The sequence below is a fragment of the Brevibacillus sp. M2.1A genome (genome assembly GCF_013284355.2).
Lineage (GTDB): Bacteria > Bacillota > Bacilli > Brevibacillales > Brevibacillaceae > Brevibacillus.
Genome location: NZ_JABSUY020000001.1, coordinates 5159641 through 5177212, shown reverse-complemented (window position 1 = coordinate 5177212; position 17572 = coordinate 5159641). Strand labels below are relative to the sequence as shown.

The 17572-nt window shown below is 47.3% G+C and carries 15 protein-coding genes, 2 tRNA genes and 1 riboswitch; of the genes, 14 read left to right on the top strand and 3 right to left on the bottom strand.

The window, feature by feature from the left end; genetic code table 11:
• The first annotated feature begins 6 nt into the window (after nt 1–6).
• The 8 genes from HP567_RS24710 (at nt 7) to HP567_RS24675 (ending at nt 8936) form a co-directional block, all read left to right on the top strand.
• Nucleotides 7–630, top strand: coding sequence for a YcnI family copper-binding membrane protein (locus tag HP567_RS24710; RefSeq protein WP_173610787.1), 624 nt, complete (start codon nt 7–9; stop codon nt 628–630).
• A gap of 277 nt (nt 631–907) precedes the next feature.
• Complete coding sequence (locus tag HP567_RS24705; protein ID WP_173610788.1) at nt 908–2149, top strand: MFS transporter; 1242 nt, start codon at nt 908–910, stop codon at nt 2147–2149.
• 166 nt (nt 2150–2315) lie between these two features.
• A complete protein-coding gene (locus HP567_RS24700) occupies nt 2316–2537 on the top strand; it encodes a WYL domain-containing protein (RefSeq protein WP_173610789.1) in 222 nt (73 codons plus the stop codon).
• Nucleotides 2538–2633: 96 nt separating this feature from the next.
• The gene (locus HP567_RS24695; protein WP_173610790.1) at nt 2634–2900 is read left to right on the top strand and encodes a hypothetical protein; all 267 of its coding nucleotides are present in this window, start codon (nt 2634–2636) and stop codon (nt 2898–2900) included.
• A gap of 243 nt (nt 2901–3143) precedes the next feature.
• Entirely contained in the window at nt 3144–4229 is a 1086-nt protein-coding gene (gene rsgA / locus HP567_RS24690; RefSeq protein WP_173610791.1) for a ribosome small subunit-dependent GTPase A, read from the top strand.
• A gap of 136 nt (nt 4230–4365) precedes the next feature.
• Nucleotides 4366–4467: riboswitch (purine riboswitch) on the top strand.
• Between the two features lie 231 nt (nt 4468–4698).
• On the top strand, nt 4699–5289 hold the full coding sequence (locus HP567_RS24685; RefSeq protein ID WP_015892653.1) for a xanthine phosphoribosyltransferase: 591 nt from the start codon (nt 4699–4701) through the stop codon (nt 5287–5289).
• A gap of 32 nt (nt 5290–5321) precedes the next feature.
• Nucleotides 5322–6632: a nucleobase:cation symporter-2 family protein gene (locus tag HP567_RS24680; RefSeq protein WP_173610792.1), complete on the top strand. Its 1311-nt coding sequence runs from the start codon at nt 5322–5324 to the stop codon at nt 6630–6632.
• Nucleotides 6633–7832: 1200 nt separating this feature from the next.
• Nucleotides 7833–8936, top strand: a complete 1104-nt coding sequence (locus HP567_RS24675; protein ID WP_173610793.1) for a hypothetical protein — start codon at nt 7833–7835, stop codon at nt 8934–8936.
• A gap of 5 nt (nt 8937–8941) precedes the next feature.
• On the opposite strand, the gene HP567_RS24670 is transcribed toward HP567_RS24675, so the two are convergent.
• From HP567_RS24670 to HP567_RS24660, 3 genes are all read right to left on the bottom strand, one after another.
• Nucleotides 8942–10663, bottom strand: coding sequence for a protoglobin domain-containing protein (locus HP567_RS24670; protein WP_173610794.1), 1722 nt, complete (start codon nt 10661–10663; stop codon nt 8942–8944).
• Nucleotides 10664–10817: 154 nt separating this feature from the next.
• Nucleotides 10818–11270 (bottom strand): metallothiol transferase FosB, encoded by a 453-nt coding sequence (fosB, locus tag HP567_RS24665; RefSeq protein ID WP_173610795.1) that lies wholly within the window; start codon nt 11268–11270, stop codon nt 10818–10820.
• 70 nt (nt 11271–11340) lie between these two features.
• The gene (locus HP567_RS24660; RefSeq protein ID WP_173610796.1) at nt 11341–11565 is read right to left on the bottom strand and encodes a hypothetical protein; all 225 of its coding nucleotides are present in this window, start codon (nt 11563–11565) and stop codon (nt 11341–11343) included.
• Nucleotides 11566–11700: 135 nt separating this feature from the next.
• Here HP567_RS24660 and HP567_RS24655 point away from each other — a divergent pair, with 135 nt between their 5' ends.
• From HP567_RS24655 to HP567_RS24630, 6 genes are all read left to right on the top strand, one after another.
• The gene (locus tag HP567_RS24655) at nt 11701–12207 is read left to right on the top strand and encodes a hypothetical protein (RefSeq protein WP_173610797.1); all 507 of its coding nucleotides are present in this window, start codon (nt 11701–11703) and stop codon (nt 12205–12207) included.
• 116 nt (nt 12208–12323) lie between these two features.
• Nucleotides 12324–12400: transfer RNA gene (locus HP567_RS24650), tRNA-Pro, on the top strand.
• A 16-nt stretch (nt 12401–12416) separates the two neighbouring features.
• A tRNA-Leu gene (locus HP567_RS24645) sits at nt 12417–12499 on the top strand.
• A 164-nt stretch (nt 12500–12663) separates the two neighbouring features.
• A complete protein-coding gene (locus HP567_RS24640) occupies nt 12664–13779 on the top strand; it encodes a response regulator (protein WP_173610798.1) in 1116 nt (371 codons plus the stop codon).
• Nucleotides 13780–13878: 99 nt separating this feature from the next.
• Nucleotides 13879–14352: a 23S rRNA (pseudouridine(1915)-N(3))-methyltransferase RlmH gene (locus HP567_RS24635; RefSeq protein WP_173610799.1), complete on the top strand. Its 474-nt coding sequence runs from the start codon at nt 13879–13881 to the stop codon at nt 14350–14352.
• Between the two features lie 102 nt (nt 14353–14454).
• On the top strand, nt 14455–17520 hold the full coding sequence (locus HP567_RS24630; RefSeq protein WP_229088243.1) for an ATP-binding protein: 3066 nt from the start codon (nt 14455–14457) through the stop codon (nt 17518–17520).
• Nucleotides 17521–17572 lie beyond the last annotated feature (52 nt).

Genomic DNA, 17572 nt, shown 5'->3' with positions numbered 1-17572 from the left:
CATAATATGAAAATGAAAAAATGGATGAGCAGTGTACTGGTAGCAGGTGCAGTTTTGACGTTGGCGACAGCAGCACAAGCACATGTGAACGTATATCCGAAAGAGGCTACTACAGGCTCCTATGAAAAATACACCGTGCGTGTCCCTGTAGAAAAAGACGTCAACACGACAAAAGTGAAGCTGGAATTCCCGGCAGGTGTGAAGGTAAATTCCGTACAACCGATTCCGGGCTGGTCCTACGAGTTCGAAAAAGATAAAGACGGTGTGAACACAGCGCTTGTCTGGACAGCAACAGAAGGCGGAATCAAGGCGCATGAGTTCCAAGAATTCACGTTTGTCGGGGCAAACCCGAAAGAAGAGGGTCAATTGGCTTGGAAGGCTTATCAGACCTATGCAAATGGCGAGGTTGTGGAATGGACAGGGGACAAGGATTCCAAAACGCCAGCGTCTGTCACTACCATTAAGGCTGGTGTAGGTGAAGCAGGGCATGAGCATGGACAAGAACAAAAGCCGGCAACTGCTCCTGCCGGGGAAGCAGCGGGTGCAGGCAGCAACAATACCTTGCCATTGGTACTTTCCGGTTTGGCGTTGCTGATCTCCATCGTAGGTCTGTTTAGAAAAAAAGCGTAAGTGCTTCTTCATAATTAAGCTGTGCAGTGTGTCCAATCACACTGCACAGCTTTTTCCATTGTATGGCAATTAAAATCATTCTATAATAGTTGTAATTACTTTCGGAGGTGTATCACATGTTAAAAACACTATTCAGAGCAAGCAAGTACACAGGAAGGAAAAATAGGAACGGCAGCATGACGCGTACGCATTTTGCACAGTAGCGGATTGTAGAGTAGCGATCAGTATGTGAAAACGGGACGCGTCATCTGCCTAAAAAAAGGTGGATACTGCTTCCATGTTTATGAATGCGACAAAAGTATATACGATCAAAAGTTTTTTGACTTCCCTTGCCAATACAACCATGTTCACGACCTATGCGCTTTACTATATTGTGACACTGGGCTTTAACCCGTTTGAATTGCTATTGATCGGGACGGTATTGGAGTTATCCGTGTTGGTGTTTGAAGGGATAACAGGAGTAGTTGCGGACACGTACAGTCGCCGTCGCTCCGTCATTATTGGGATGTTTTTTCTGGGAATTGGATTTTCGATGCAGGGGATCGTTCCCGTGCTTGATGCTTGGATACCGTTGATTTCTGTCTTCGGCTTGGTCCTGTTTTCGCAAGTCATCAGTGGTCTCGGGTATACGTTTATCAGTGGAGCGGATACTGCATGGATTGTGGATGAGGTTGGAGAAGAGAAGATCGGTACGATTTTCATGAAGGCTAAGCGCTATTCCTTGTTTGGGAATCTGCTCGGGATTGCACTTAGTGTGGCTTTGTCAACAATCGCACCCCATTTGCCTTTCCTCATAGGTGGCCTTATGTATCTAGGGCTTGGTGTCTTTCTGATTCTGTTCATGAAGGAGACCGGATTTATTCCTCGTGAGCGTGAGCAAGGTGCTTCCCACGTGAAGGAAATGATTCAGACGTGGACTTCGGGTGCCCAAGTGATTCGCAGTCAGCCGATTCTCATGCTGATCTTGTTCGTGACCCTATTTACGGGTGCAGCTTCTGAAGGGTATGACCGTTTGTGGGAAGCGCATTTGATCACAGAAATTGGCTTTCCGGAGCTAGCGGCTATTTCAATGCCAATGTGGTTCGGGATCATTGCCGCACTCGCAAGCTTACTCGGCCTCATCGTCGTAGGCGTTGTAGAAAAAAGGCTGGATGTGAACAATGAGAGGGTTGTCCTTGTGGGCATGTTCACGTTGACGGGGCTCAAAATTGCAGCGATGATTGCTTTTGCTTTTTCCCCTAGCTTTAGCTGGGCATTAGTTGCATTGCTGTTAATCGGTGTGATTCAGTCTTTAAGCAGTCCGCTGTATGATACGTGGCTGAATCTAAACATTGAGAGCAGTGTGCGAGCGACGGTTTTATCGATGATGGGCCAGTCCAATGCCTTGGGACAAACGGCAGGCGGTCCGGCTGTCGGATGGATCGGAACCCGTTTTTCGATTCGAGCTTCTCTTGTTGCGGCGGCTATTTTATTGGCACCGATTCTGATTGTGTTCGGGCGTGCGCTTAGAAGGCGCTGAGTCAAACAAAGTGTGACAAGTATAAGGCATGTGTCCATTTTTAGGGCGCATGTCTTTTTGTTGTGGCAATCGTTGGTTATTGCAAACAGAACTTGCGAACAAATGTTCTCTTTTGATATGATGATCTCAACAACAAGAAGACACATTATGTGGTGGTGACAGCCTGATGATTCAGGAGTTGAGAAGGTACGCAACGCGGCAGCAAGCAGTGGAGATCATTTATTTGAAGAAGGATGGAGAGACTAGCAGGCGCACGAGCCGTCTGGTACAGATTGATGAGAACAAAGGGAGCTTAAAAGCATATTGTTATATGAGGAAGGCGTATCGTGTATTTGTATTGGAAAACATTTTGGCGATCGTACCCGTGTCAGGGCATTTTGCCGGATGAAAAGGGATCATCCTCCACGCCCCCAGCCTATTCCAGCTACACTATGTTATACTAAATAGGAAACAACTTCAAAAAAGAGGAAGGGCGGGGACAACAATGGAGTTCTTCATTGTCATCGTCATCATGTTTTTGATCGTAGTATTTGTCTTGGCGTCCAAAGCTGCAAAAGGCGGAAGTAGTCGCTCTCATTCCTCTTCAGACAGCGGGGGCGGAGCCTTCTTTGTAGACAGCTCTCACAATCATCATCATCGAGATCACGACTCAAACGATCGTTGGGATAGCTATGACGGCGGAAGTGATAGCGGTAGTGGTGGAGACAGCGGTGGTGGCGGAGATAGTGGAGGCGGCGGCGGGGGAGATTGACGCTGTTGCATTTTGTTTCATTATGGTACAATAATTGGGAAATATGATTCCAAACCTGAATGGTAGGTTTGCTAAAGGAGAGATGTTTTATGGTAGTCATCAAATTTGTTCAGAGTGTCGTAGTCGGGGTCACAGGAATCCTCCTTTCAAGCGAACAGTAATACCGTTCACCAAATGAGGATTCGACTGTGACTGGTTCTGGCTGATAGCCATATATTTAACCAATTGCAGGGGGAATCCGCAGTGAATCAACTAACCAATCAACAAGTATTGCAATCTATGGGCTGGAATGAGTATTTTGCTAATCATTTTGCCCCTTATGCCGAGCAAGGCTACAGTGTGGGACGTATCACACTCGAACATAAACGTATTTATCGTCTGTGGAGTGAGCATGGCGAGCTCTTGGGCGAAGTAACGGGTAAGCTTCGTTATGAAGCCATCGGGCGAGAAGATTTTCCGGCTGTCGGGGACTGGGTAGTGATCAGTGCTCGCCCAGAGGAAAAGAAAGCCTCCATCCACGGACTTCTTCCACGTAAGAGCAAGTTTTCCCGCAAAGTAGCTGGGGATACAGTGGAAGAGCAGATTGTGGCCGCGAACGTCGATACCGTTTTTCTCGTGAATTCCTTGAATAATGATTTGAATTTGCGCAGGTTAGAACGCTATCTCATTCTCGCGTGGGAAAGTGGAGCCAATCCGGTAATTGTGCTTTCCAAAGCAGATTTGTGTGACGATCTGGATGCATGCATGGCAGAGGTAGAATCAGTTGCGATCGGAGTACCTGTTCACGTAGTCAGTGCTGAGCAGGGAGAAGGACTGGATCAACTCGCACCGTATCTGGGCGAGGGCCAGACGATTGCCTTGATGGGTTCCTCTGGTGTTGGCAAATCCACGTTGATTAATAAATTGAGCGGAGCGGAGATGCAAAAAGTCAGTGGCGTTCGTGAAGGTGATGACCGTGGCCGCCATACGACGACACATCGTGAATTGTTCCGCTTGCCGAGTGGTGCTCTGATGATCGATACACCAGGCATGAGGGAACTTCAGCTCTGGGAGGCAGATGAAGGCTTCCGCGGTGCCTTTGACGATATCGAGTCCATTGCGGAAACATGCCGTTTCAATGATTGTAAGCATATGCGCGAGCCTGGCTGTGCTGTTCAAGCTGCCATCCAAGCTGGATCATTGGAAAAGGCACGCTTTGACAGTTATCTGAAGCTTCAACGCGAATTGGCACATCTAGCGCGTAAAGAAGATGCAAGGCTTGCAGCGGCTGAAAGGGATAAATGGAAGAAGCTCAACGTTCAAATGCGGCAGAAAAAACCGAAGAGATAAGTATGAGAGCCCTTGAGAAATCAGGGCTCTTTCCTTTGTTTGAGCAAGTAAGCGCTTCCTTTTCCTTTCAAAAATTAACGCTTGCTCACAACGAGGGAGTTATGATAGATTTGGTCAATACTCGTTATTACACTTCGAAAAAAATAGATAGGTAGCTCGTATAATTTTGGGAATAAGGCCCAACCGTTTCTACCAGGTGACCGTAAATCACCTGACTACGAGTGAAAGTGCGTCTAGGGTTCCGTCTTTTTCTTTCCTATTCCAATCATAGGTTGAAAGAAAGCTGGTCCGAGCGACGCAGGCACGAATGATGTGTCACACCTAAGGGATAAAAGCCCAGAGGGACAGTTTCACTTGGCGTTGGTTTATTACGTAGCCCGCTTGTGACACTGTCCACTCTGGGTTTTCTATATTTTCAGCAGGCCGCAGGTAAAAAGTGGCCGGAACCATATCCGAGGAGGAAGAACTGATGAAAGAATTACAAGAGCGCATCGTACAGGACGGCAAGGTACTGTCGGCATCCGTTTTGAAGGTGGATGCGTTTTTGAACCACCAGGTAGATCCACAATTGACGATGAAGATCGGACAGCGTTTTGCCGAGTTGTTCGCTGGTGAAAACATTACAAAAGTCGTGACGATTGAGGCAAGTGGAATTCATTTTGCGATGGCGACTTCCTTTGCTTTGGGTGTTCCCTTTATCTATGCGAAAAAGAAAAAAGCTGTCACGTTGACAGAGGAAGTATACTCTGCTCCTGTTCATTCTTTTACCCGTCAGGAAACGTATCAAATCAGTGTTTCCCGTCAGTATTTGTCCAAAGAAGACCGCGTATTGATTGTCGATGACTTCCTGGCTACGGGAGCTGCTCTGGTGGGTCTTACGAATATTGTCAAAGATGCGGGTGCTCATCTCGTAGGGGTTGGCGCTGTTATTGAAAAAAGCTTCCAGGAAGGCCGCGGTCTCTTGGAGCAAGCTGGCGTACGAATCGAATCATTGGCACGTATTGAATCGATGTCACCAGAAGGCATTCACTTTATTGAAGAAGAGCCTGCACGCGTATAATCAAAAAATCAATAGGAGGTAAGGGTTCACTCATGCTAGCCAAACATAAAATTGTTACTTTGGGCTTACAGCACATTCTTGCCATGTATGCAGGAGCCGTCGTCGTACCGTTGATTATCGGTGGTGCTTTGAATCTGACTCCTACGCAAATCGCTTATTTGATTGCTGCTGACCTTTTCACATGCGGAATCGCGACGCTCTTGCAAGTCCTTGGCACAAGGTATACGGGGATTCGCCTTCCCGTTGTGCTAGGCTGTACGTTTACAGCAGTAGGACCGATCATTGCGATTGCTTCTACGAGTAATCTAGCGACCGCTTACGGTGCCATCATCATATCGGGTATATTCGTTGTTTTGGCAGCTCCACTGTTCGGCAAGCTGCTGCGCTTTTTCCCAACCGTGGTACAGGGTTCAGTTGTTACAATCATTGGACTGTCGCTCATTCCCGTTGCGATGAACAACGCGGCTGGTGGACAAGGTATGCCGGACTTTGGGCAACCGCACAATTTGCTTTTGGCTTTAGGAACGTTGGTTATCATTTTGCTTATTAATCGTTTCTTTACCGGATTTATTCGTGCGATTTCCGTATTGCTCGGCTTGATTGTCGGTACGGCTGTAGCTTACATGATGGGGATGGTCAGCTTCGCGAATGTTGCGGAAGCCTCTTGGTTTAGCGTGGTTGAACCGTTTTACTTCGGTACACCACAGTTCAGTATTGTGGCCATTGTTACCATGATTCTCGTTAACATCATCAGCATGGCTGAGTCCACAGGCGTTTACTTTGCACTCGGTAAAGTGACGGATACAAAAGTAACGGATCAAGACGTTGTCAAAGGTTTGCGCGGAGAAGGGGTTGCAATCGTACTGGGTGGCATTTTCAATGCATTCCCTTACACGGCTTTTTCACAAAACGTTGGTCTGGTTTCCTTGACTGGCATTAAATCGCGCGATGTGATGATTGGTGCCGGTGGAATCCTTGTCGTTCTCGGATTACTGCCGAAGCTGGCTGCTTTGACAACGGTCATTCCTAACGCGGTATTGGGTGGAGCGATGATCGCCATGTTCGGGATGGTTGTTGCATCAGGTATCAATATTCTCTCGCAGGTTGACCTGAGCAAAAACGAGAATCTGCTGATCGCTGCTTGCAGTATCGCTGTGGGTCTAGGCTCTGCTGCAGTTCCGACGATGTTTGATCAACTGCCTACTTTGGCAAAAATGATGCTGCAAAATGGTATTGTGACAGGTTCTTTGACGGCAGTCATCTTGAATATCGTGCTTGTTCACACGAATAAAAAAGCATCTCAGACTGCTCCGGCAAATGTAACTGTTTCGGAAGCGTCATAACATCATTAGATAATGAACCAACCACCATTTCCTGGTTTGATAGGGGAGTGGTGGTTTTTTATTATGTGGCTGCGGTGGGGAGAAGAATATTTCCAGTCTAGGCTCCAGGCTCCGTCCTGCTGAGGGCTGAGACTGCCCGCTCCGAAGGGATTCGCGGGGAAACGCAAAAGTGGTAGCCGCTACGTCGCGTGGGCACGGTTGCGTTTCTGTTGCCCGCGAATCCCTTCTCCGCTGGGGAGGACTCCACAAGTCGCTACGTCTGGAAATATTCTTCTCTGTCGTAACTGATACCATTCTTCATTCTTTTCAGGCTTTTAAAACCCGTTTAACACGGAAAGCTCGTAGAGGAAACAGGAGAAAAAAGCGAAGATCTTAGGGACGCCGACCGAGGCGGAATGAAAAAAAGAGAAACAAGCTCTTAGCGTCCACCTCTGAGAAGCTTCCTGAATAGACCACTTTGGACGCGGGTTTCGCTTTTTTTCATGGAGCCGGGCAGTCCATCCCACAGGGGGTGGCCCTAGAATCTGAGCGTTTTCTCCTGTTTCCTCCCCAGCACTACAGCAACTACTTAAGATTTCTATGTATGTGGCTGCGGTGGGGAGAAGAATATTTCCAGTCTAGGCTCCAGGCCCCGTCCTTCTGAGGGCTGAGACTGCCCGCAACGAAGGGATTCGCGGGGAAACGCAAAAGTGGTAGCCGCTACGTCGCGTGGGCACGGTTGCGTTTCTGTTGCCCGCGAATCCCTTCTCCGCTGGGGAGGACTCCACAAGTCGCTACGTCTGGAAATATTCTTCTCTGTCGTAACTGATACCATTCTTCATTCTTTTCAGGCTTTTAAAACCCGTTTAACACGGAAAGCTCGTAGAGGAAACAGGAGAAAAAAGCGAAGATCTTAGGGACGCCGACCGAGGCGGAATGAAAAAAAGAGAAACAAGCTCTTAGCGTCCACCTCTGAGAAGCTTCCTGAATAGACCACTTTGGACGCGGGTTTCGCTTTTTTTCATGGAGCCGGGCAGTCCATCCCACAGGGGGTGGCCCTAGAATCTGAGCGTTTTCTCTTGTTTTCTCCCACTACTACAGCCCGACCGAGAGGTTTTTAAAAAAGGCTTCCCGGCAATGACAAGCGTCCAACAGTGCTGGCCAAGTTTTACATACGATGACCATGTAAAACAAACTTATCTCCCGAAAGGAAGGGGTGCCATGGCAACCTTTCAGGAAGCGCTCCTGGCCAAGAAGCATTTGCTCAAAAGGTGGAAGCGGATGCCGGGCGTAATTGGCATCGGGATTGGCTACGCAAACGGAAAAAACAAAAAAGGCGGCGCCTGCATTGTGATGTATACCGTAAATGCAAGTGACGCCGTGAAGAAGAGATGCCCAAGTTGCGTCCTTGTCAAAAGGCAGGTGGCGACAGCCCGTGTATCTGTTCCTGTTCGTACCGTCACCTCTGGACCGTGCCAGTGTCATCCTGCTGTACGTCCCTCTGCAACGAATTATCGCAGAAGAATCAGACCTGTGATCGCTGGATATAGTATCGGCTACCCAGGGGCGTCCGGAACGGCTGGTTTAATCGTTGCGCGAAGAGGACAGCGATTTGTACTGAGCAATAATCATGTCCTGAATCGTAACAATACGAGCGGCTATACCGAGACCATCCAGCCAGGTGGAGCAGACGGAGGCCGTTCAGGAAGAGATCGAATCGGACGCTTGTATCGGTATGTTCGACTTCGAAAAAATGCAGGTAATCGAATGGATGCAGCGATTAGTATCCCTACTTCCAATCGACTCCTTGCCCCTCGTTATGCAACAGTGGGCAGAGTACCAGGTGTAATTCGCTCGTATGGCATCGGGCGTAGATTGAAAAAGGTGGGCCGTTCATCAGGGCTGGCATGGGGAACGGTTGAATCGATCCACACTGATATTGATGTGAGTTACGGGAACTACGGAGGACTGGGGACCATCCGTTTTCAGAATCAGACGGTCATCAGAAGTACGGTTCCCATCTCCTTGCCTGGAGATTCCGGCTCTGTTTGGCTGACTGCGGGCAATTACGCGGCGGCTGTGAATTTTGCTGGTTCAGCCAATGGGAGGCTCTCGATTTCGTATCCGGTTGTCTGGGCATTGCAAGCGTTTGGCGTCGGGATAGCAAGAGCAGCAGGGAGAGCCGGCAGGTCGGTTCCTAAAGCCAAAAGAGTCAGGCAAACAAACGCTCGCACTAGACCGCTATCTCCCGGGGAGTTAAACCGTGTCCAAACAAAAAAAGCTGCCTCCAAAAGGCAGCCTGGCAAGAAAAAGCGAAATAGATAATAGCATTAGGAAACTTCTTCGGCTAACTGATCCAGTACGTTGAGAATGCGTTGTGAGATATCTTCTAGCGTATCAAACGTAGCTTCTGCTTCCTCTAGTTTTCCTTGCTTGACGAAGTGGTAAATCCGCCGAACCGTTTCGTGGAACTGTCGATGAGGTGCTTCTAATTGCTTGAAAGAGGGCAAGGTGCTCAAGGAAGGATTGTTCAGGGCCTCGTCATACCAAATCCCCAAGCGGCATTGATGATGGTCGACGATTTCCTTTTCATCAATGTGGTGATACCCAAGCATGAAGTTGTACAGCCACCATCTCCATAAGAGATGATCGGTTTTTACGATTCGCAAATAATGCTTGGTCTTTAATTGGCTCGTTTGTGTGATGCTCAGCTTGTGAAGGCTGTTAATGCCAGCGCCAACATCATAGACGTTTTTACCTACATTTGAGACGTGCGAAGAGACCTGCTCCATATTCGTCAGGACTTGCGATATGCGCATTGAAATATCATCTGTGGCAGCAGACTGCTCTTGTGCCAATGCTGCGATGTGTCCGGTGGAATGCCCGACAGTCTCAATGTTTTGCACAATATCTCCTAGTATCCTTATCGCATCCCGTGTCTGAATCATTTTATCGTTAAAATGGTCGCTCATGAGAGTGGCCGTTTCTTTTACCTGGACAGCTTCATTCTGAACGTTGGTGATTGTGGTTGTAATGCTTTGAACGGATTGCTTGGTCTGTTCTGCGAGCTTTCGTACTTCATCTGCCACGATAGCAAAGCCCCGCCCGTGTTCGTTGGCACGAGCTGCCTCAATAGACGCATTTAATGCAAGCAGATTGGTTTGATCGGCTATATTGCGGATGACTTGGACAACCTGAGAAACTTCTGCGATGGATGTCATTAATTGAGAAGTTTTTGTTTGCATCTCTTGGAACTCCTCCGCCATGGAAAGAAAGCTGGTTAATGACTCTTGGATAATATCCTTGCCCATCGCCGCTTGCTCGATTGTAGTAGAAGCACTCTCTGCGACAGAGACGGCTGATTGAGCCACTTTTTGCACAGATTCACTTAGTTGCTCAGCAGCAGATCCCACATTGCCGGCTTCCTCAGTCGTATCCTCAAGCGTGTCCAGCACATGCTTGAATTTATCGATCTTAATCACTAACTCCAGAACTTCGCCCAGGCGATCAATGACTTTGTAATCATTGTCTTCCTGATACGATTGGAGGACAATTTGCGAATCAAGCGTGATGATCTTCAGGAGTGCCAACAGGACAGAAGATAGTTCCTGGGGACGCTTCGAATAGGTGTTGACGATTGCGGGAATCAAATATTCATAGACCCGCAAGTAAGAGCCCGTATACCATTCTGGCGCAAGTCCAATTTTGCTGTGGACCTCTCCGATTTTCTTGCGCCCGGCAACATAGGCCTCGTCTAGTTTGGCGTGTGGAAGCGATTGCAAATAGTGACGAAAGGAAACGGCCAATCGGTCAACCGTCGTATGCGTTTCGATCGTCTGCATAAGATGGGAATATTGGCGAAGCATGTGGTAATGACGTTCTGTAATGGCCTCTAGGTGTTCTGTTAGGAGTGGTTCAATTTGTTTCAGCCGATCAAGGTCTGTCTGATTCATTTGCAAAAAATGAACCTTCCCCGTTAGCTGATCGGACATTTGGACATCGCTTTTTTGAATTGAGGCGGTAACGGTCTGGACGCCACGCTTACCAAACATAAAATCCCTCCATATGTTTACGAAAAACGGGCCTATTCATAAGGGGAATAGGCCATAAGTACTTTATAGATTATAGCATTCACGTATGGGGTTGAATCTTTGGAACTATTATGATTTTGTGAAAAGAATGTTAAGAAATGGGCAACATCATCGATTATTCAAAAAAGTTCATGTGATGCTTTTCGTCCCGGTAGTAAGCGAGACGGTCCTGGAGAGTGCCTGTATGTAATTCGAACTTATGCCCATCAGGGTCGGTGAAATAAATGGAGCGCTTATCCCGCTCCGAACGATCCCGTCCATGCAAAATGGTAACGCCATGCTTTTCCAAGTGAGCGTACCACTCGTCAAATGACTCTTCTGTTATTGTGAAGGCCATGTGTGTATAGGAGTGAGCAATTTCATTGCGTGGGATGTCAGGTTCCTCGTTTAGCGCCAACCAGTAGCCATTTAAGTCAAAGTAAGCCAGCTTGCGACCTCGTACGAGTGGTTTGGCATGCAGGACATCCCGGTAAAAACAAAAAGATTTTTCCAGATTAGAGACAGAGAAAAGCAAATGATTCAATCCTTGGAGTTGCGGCAATACGTCCCCCACCTTTTTAGCATTCATCTTGCAACTATTGCTATTGTATGGGGAAAACAGGCAAACCACCAGTCATTCCGGGTCTGCCTGCATGTGTTTAGGATTGACTTTGTTGAGCTTGCGCTTGGGTTTGCAGCGAGGATTGGACTTGGGACACCATCGTTTGCGCTTGGGCAATTTCCTGTGACGCTTGTTTCAAGGCTTCTTCGGCGAGCTGTGGATTGGCTGCAGATTGCTCGATCGCTTGCGTAATCATATTTTTTGCCAGCGTGGTTGCTGCCTCTGCTTTTTTTAGTGAGTCAGTGTTAATTTGGCTAGGCATTGCTATACCTCCTGCGGGTTTTGATGATGGGAACACCGTATTAATTTGTCCCTCATGCAACGGTTTATGTATATGGATACGCGTCCAACCGTTTTCCTCCCGTGATGCATAGTCTGACAAGGGGAGGGACGTCAGATGAAAAAGCAATGGGTGCAGGTCATTCGATTGGCAGAGCAAGCATTCTTTACGATTATCTTTTCAGCCCATAAGCGGGTGGGGGATCGCGGAATCATTTTGCCAAAGCGGTTCAATTCCAAGTTGAAAATTCGCCGTTTCCTGCAAAAATTCATGACCCCTTGTCTGGCAAATCGAGTGATCGGCAATCTTGATTTGCGGCGAATAAACGGACGACTCGCGATCCCGGTAGGGGATACGATAGGGGCGCCACCGATTGTAAAATCACAGGTCCTGTCTTCGGGCAGCAAGCGTGCGACACTTGTGGTATGGTTTGCCTTCGATTCCAGTGATCGATTTTTCCGTGTGTATCAGTTGAAAAAGCTTCCAAATGGGCGTTGGATCATTGTAGGGCGTCATCCGCTGGATTATCCTTTTAACCTTCCGCAAGATTTCTTGAAACGGCAAATACCATGTGGGAAAATCTGTCCTCCAAGAAGAGAGAAGTTCAATACTAGGAAAAAATGACTATATTCCAAAAAAATCCGGTATTGATATTGGTTCAATTTGTCTGTATAGTATGTAAGTGTTGCGATACTTATCGGAAGTTGTCGAATGAGAGAAGGTCCGATATGGCTGGCAATCGGGAAGTAGCTCAGCTTGGTAGAGTACTTGGCTTGGGACCAAGGGGTCGCAGGTTCGAATCCTGTCTTCCCGACCATTTTCATTTTGAATAAGCCGGTATGGCGGAATTGGCAGACGCGCGCGACTCAAAATCGTGAGGGAAACCGTGGGGGTTCAAGTCCCTCTACCGGCACCAGCAATCTATACATATGGTTTTCGTTATAAGGTGGGGAACAGTGAGTAGGCCTGTTTCTCACTTTTTTTTGTTCTTACAATCATTGTCCATTATACCGACAATAGATAGGGAAGATTGTATGGAAGCATCAGGACAAACAAAGCCTGCCAAAGGAGAGGACGACAGTGATTAAGGTAATGATAGTGGAAGATGAAAAGCCTATCCTTGATCTCATGAAGCATGTCATCGGACAAAACGATCACTATACGATCGTTGGAGCATTCACACATCCACTAGAGGCTCTCGCTTGTCTGCCCGATCTATGCCCTGATGTGGCGTTCTTAGATGTAGAAATGCCAAAAATGAACGGACTTGAGCTAGGTTCCAAAATAAACGAGTTGTCTGAGCACACAAAAATTATTTTTACGACTGCCTATAAGCAGTACGCGTTGGATGCGTTTAAGGTATACGCGTTTGACTATATTTTAAAACCGATTACGCCTGCTGCCATTGAACGGGTGACGAATCGGTTAGTCAAACAGCTACAAATGACGACTCCGATCAAACATCCCATGAAGAATAGTTCCATCCAATGCTTTGGTGGTATGGACGTGCGCAATGCAGGAGGCGAAGTTGTGCGATGGCCAACGAGAAAGAGTGAGGAGCTGTTTGCCTACTTTCTCTGTCATCCCAGGGAGGATATCAGCAAGTGGCATCTGACTGATCTTTTATGGCCGGAGATGGACGAAAGCAGAGCCACGCATAACCTGCACAATACCATGTACCGCCTGAAGAAAATCATGAAAGAGCAAGAACTCGGCATCGATATACAAAAAACGGGTGAAGGTTATCTATTTCACCCGTTGGATCAGACGTACGATTTATTGGCATTCCAGCAATTCGATCTTGCTTCGTTAAAGGATAGGCAAAGCGCAAGAGGAGCCGAAAACTTGTGTGCAATGTACAAGGGAGCCCTTTTTGATCGCAAGGATTTCTTGTGGAAAGCCCCTCTGGAAGAACGGTATCGAAAAAAGTATACGGAGCTGGTGTGCAAACTGGTAGAGCTAGACATTGCCTCAGAGGAGTTGCCCAAAGCAGTGCGCAGGCTGGAAGAGTACTTGACGGTGTACCCTTTGCACGAGGAAATGAATGTCGCTTTGATGAGCATTTACGCAAGGGGCGAACAAAAACAGAAAATCGTCCAGCACTATGCCAAATTCGCTAATGCCTATCGCCAAGAGTGGGAAATGGATCCGCCTCAGGAGATAAGCGAGTGGGTGACGCGCGTGATTGGGCAGTGAGACAAGAAGCAGGAAGATATCATTACAACCACAGATCCTGTGAGAAGTTTGGGAGAACGAATTGCTATCATTCCAAGAAAAAGGAAGAAGGCGAGTTTCATGCAGTTCACCATAATATCTGTGGGAAAAATCAAAAATGATATCTTGCCGCGAGTGGAAGCATACAGCGAACGCTTGGCCGTGTATTGCAAAATGAACATCGTCGAAATTCCAGAAGATGACCGAATGGAAAAGATGAACAGCTCTGAAATCGAACAAGTGAGGCAGTTGGAAGGACAAAAAATTCTCGCGCAAGTCAAACAAGAACAGTATGTTATTGCCCTCACTGGAGAAGGAGAACTGTGGACCCCGAAGCGACTTTCTATGCAAATTGAAGATTTGTCGGCGGAGGGTCAAAATGAGATTATCTTTGTGATTGGCGGCTCATTTGGCTTATCAGAGGAAGTCTTGTTAAGGGCAAATGAGCGGTTGGCACTCCCAAAGAAAGCATATCCCTATCAGTTGGCGCGTTTGGTCGTGCTGGAACGTTTGTACAGAGCACTGCGAATCAGCTTGGGAGAGCCGCTTCGGTAGTCTCGTTCAACAAGAAGTTGATAATCGGCATAAGGAGTCTTGAAACTATATTCGAGCTCTGTAGGGGAAGGGGATACATTTTTGGAGCGAAGAAATTTCCTGATGCCTGCCGGGATTGGATTGGTTTTTTTACTTTCTATAGCAGTATTTATCGGGATTTATATACAAACCTTTCCTAGTCGGGACATGCCCATGGCGAAGCGGGGATTACTCGATTTGTCGAGCTGGGATTTTCAAAGCCAAGGCTTGGTCAATTTAGATGGGGAATGGGAGATATATCCGGGGGAATTGCTATCACCTGAAGATTTTCGACGAGGGCTACATGCAAATGTCTCGTATCTGGTCGTACCTGGGACGTGGAAGGGAGACCGTGTCATCGATAGTATCGACAGGAAAGGCGCTGCAACCTATCGATTACAAGTAAAGCTCCCAAAAGACGGGCAAATCTACGGATTGAAAACAAAAAGCATTCGGATGTCCCACCGATTATTCCTTAACGGAAACGAAGAGGGTGCGAGTGGACAGCCTGCTGTAGTGAGTGAAGCCCATCAACCAGGAAATACGCCCTATACCGTGTTTTTTTCCGCAGATGACAAGGATCTGGAGATTGTCATTCAAGTGGCGAATTTCATGTTTTTCACCGGGGGGATTGCGAGCTCTATCCAACTAGGTTTGGATGAGGATATTGCCATTTTAAACAGCACCTTGCTCGGAACAGATATCGCCTTTGTCGTAACACTGGGGATCATGGCTGCGTACCATCTTAGCTTTTATTTTCTCCGCTTGAGGGAGCGAACCTATTTATTTAGCGGCAGCTATATGATTCTTCTTGGTATTTATCACATGGTTTTTGGTGAGAAGGTGCTGCTGCAACTCTTTCCTTCGATTCCTTTCACAGTTGCATATAAGGCACAGGATGCCTCCCTATTTGCGAGTTCAATCTTACTCGCCCTATTTTTCTGTTCCATCGATACAAGGGTTCTATCCCGCAACTGGCTGGTGAAGCTGACAGCGCCCATTTTTCTCTACATTCTTGTCATTCTCGTCTTGCCGTACTCCTTCTATACGAATTTGAAAGGGCCTCTCTTGATTTATGTGCAAATCATTCATTTTTTCATAATGGGTAGGCTGATTTATTTATCTGGCAAGAGTCAGAGGGACTCGTCCGACCGAAAAGAACTGCTGCTTTTCATTGGGGCGAGTGTTTCCATGTCGATCGCTCTCATTGACGGTCTCTTATACGCAGAAAACATCGTGCCCACTGATCTTGCAGGAAAAATCGGCATCCTCTATTTCATTACCTTCATCAACATTCTTTTGGCCGTTCGATTCACGAATGCGTATGAAAAGACTGAAATTCTCTCCCATCAATTGAGGATTTCCAATCAGATCAAAGATGAGTTTCTGACGCATACTTCGCATGAGATGAAGACACCGCTTCACGGGATTATCAATATTACGTCCCATTTACTAGAAGATGAGAGCAATGCGTTGTCTTCCAAACAAAGACAAAATCTTTGGCTCGTCAAGGATACATCGATCAAGCTGTCCATGCTAGTTGGTGATTTACTCGATGTTACTCGCTTGAAGCACGGGGAGCTACGCCTCCATTTCTCGATTGTAGATATCAAGGTCATCACCCAAATTGTCTTTGACGTACTGCAATTCGAACTGCTGGGGAAAGATGTCCGGCTGGAAAATGAGGTCCCCGCTAACATTTGGGTGTATGCAGATGAGAATCGGCTTCGTCAAATTATGTATAATCTTGTGCACAATGCCATCAAGCATACGAATATAGGCTCGATTAAGGTAACGGCGGGCGTGGCAGGGGGACAGGTTCGTATCTCTGTAGAGGACACGGGGATAGGAATTTCACCGGATAAGCACGAAGCCATTTTTGATTACTTTGAGCAGGTGGACCAACTATTGCCACAGGATGGGTATACAGGCATGGGCGTAGGCTTATACATCAATCGCAAGCTGGTTGAACTCATGGGAGGGGAGATTTGGGTAGAGAGCTCGGAGCTGGGCAAAGGCACCCGTATGACACTTACGCTAGCGACGGGGCAGCAGCAGATGGTGACACAGGAGCTTGCTGCAACGGCTCAGGAGAGGCTTCGGGAGGCAAGTGAGCAGATTCCTCTCAACATATTGGATAACCACCAATACACCATCATGATTGTCGATGATGAGGCATCCAACATTCACACCTTGCTGAACATCCTTTCCAAGCATCGCTATAATGTCATTTCCGCCTTTTCGGCAAGAGAAGCCATGACGAAAATCAAGGAGCAACCCCAACCTGACCTCGTCATTCTGGATGTGATGATGCCAGGAGTATCAGGGATTGAGCTGTGCCATTTGTTGCGAACGCAGTATTCGATTCTTGACTTGCCGATCCTGTTTGCATCCGTCAGAGATACCCCACAAGACATTGCACTCGGCTATAGAGCAGGGGCGAATGACTATGTGACCAAACCGTTTGATGCGGAGACACTCATTGCCCGCGTGCAGACATTGCTCTCGATGAAGACCTCCATTCAGGAGGCAATTCGCAATGAACACGCGTTTCATCAGGCTCAAATCAAGCCGCATTTTCTCTATAACGCTTTAAGCAGTGTCATTTCTTTCTGTTATACCGATGGAGAAAAGGCAGCGTATCTCATCACCATGCTCAGTCAGTACTTGCGCTATATTTTGGATATGGATCGGACGACGTTGTTCGTTCCGTTATTTCGGGAAATGGAGCTTATCCATGCTTATGTAGAGATCGAAAAGGCTCGTTTTGGAGAAGGCTTCGACTTTGTATGTCACGTGGACGAAGGTATTCTTGAAAAAGAGATTCCTTCCTTGAGCATCCAACCGTTCGTAGAGAATGCGATCCGGCATGGATTGTTCGAAAAGGACGAAAAAGGTCATGTGACGCTTACCATTGTGGACGGAGGTCATTACATCAAGGTCATGATCGAAGACGATGGGGTCGGTATAGCAGATGATCTCTTGTACCAAATATCAAAAGGAGAAAATCAAAAAGGAAGCATCGGCATCCAAAACATCCGCAGACGATTGGATACCATTCCTGGAGCTACCTTGAGTATCACCTCTGAAATGGGAAAAGGGACAAAAGTCGTCATGCACATACCTACTCCTGAGGAAATGAATGCTTGATCCATGAACCTACTGTCTTTTCCTTCTGTACCTGCTACAATAGCGTAGTATA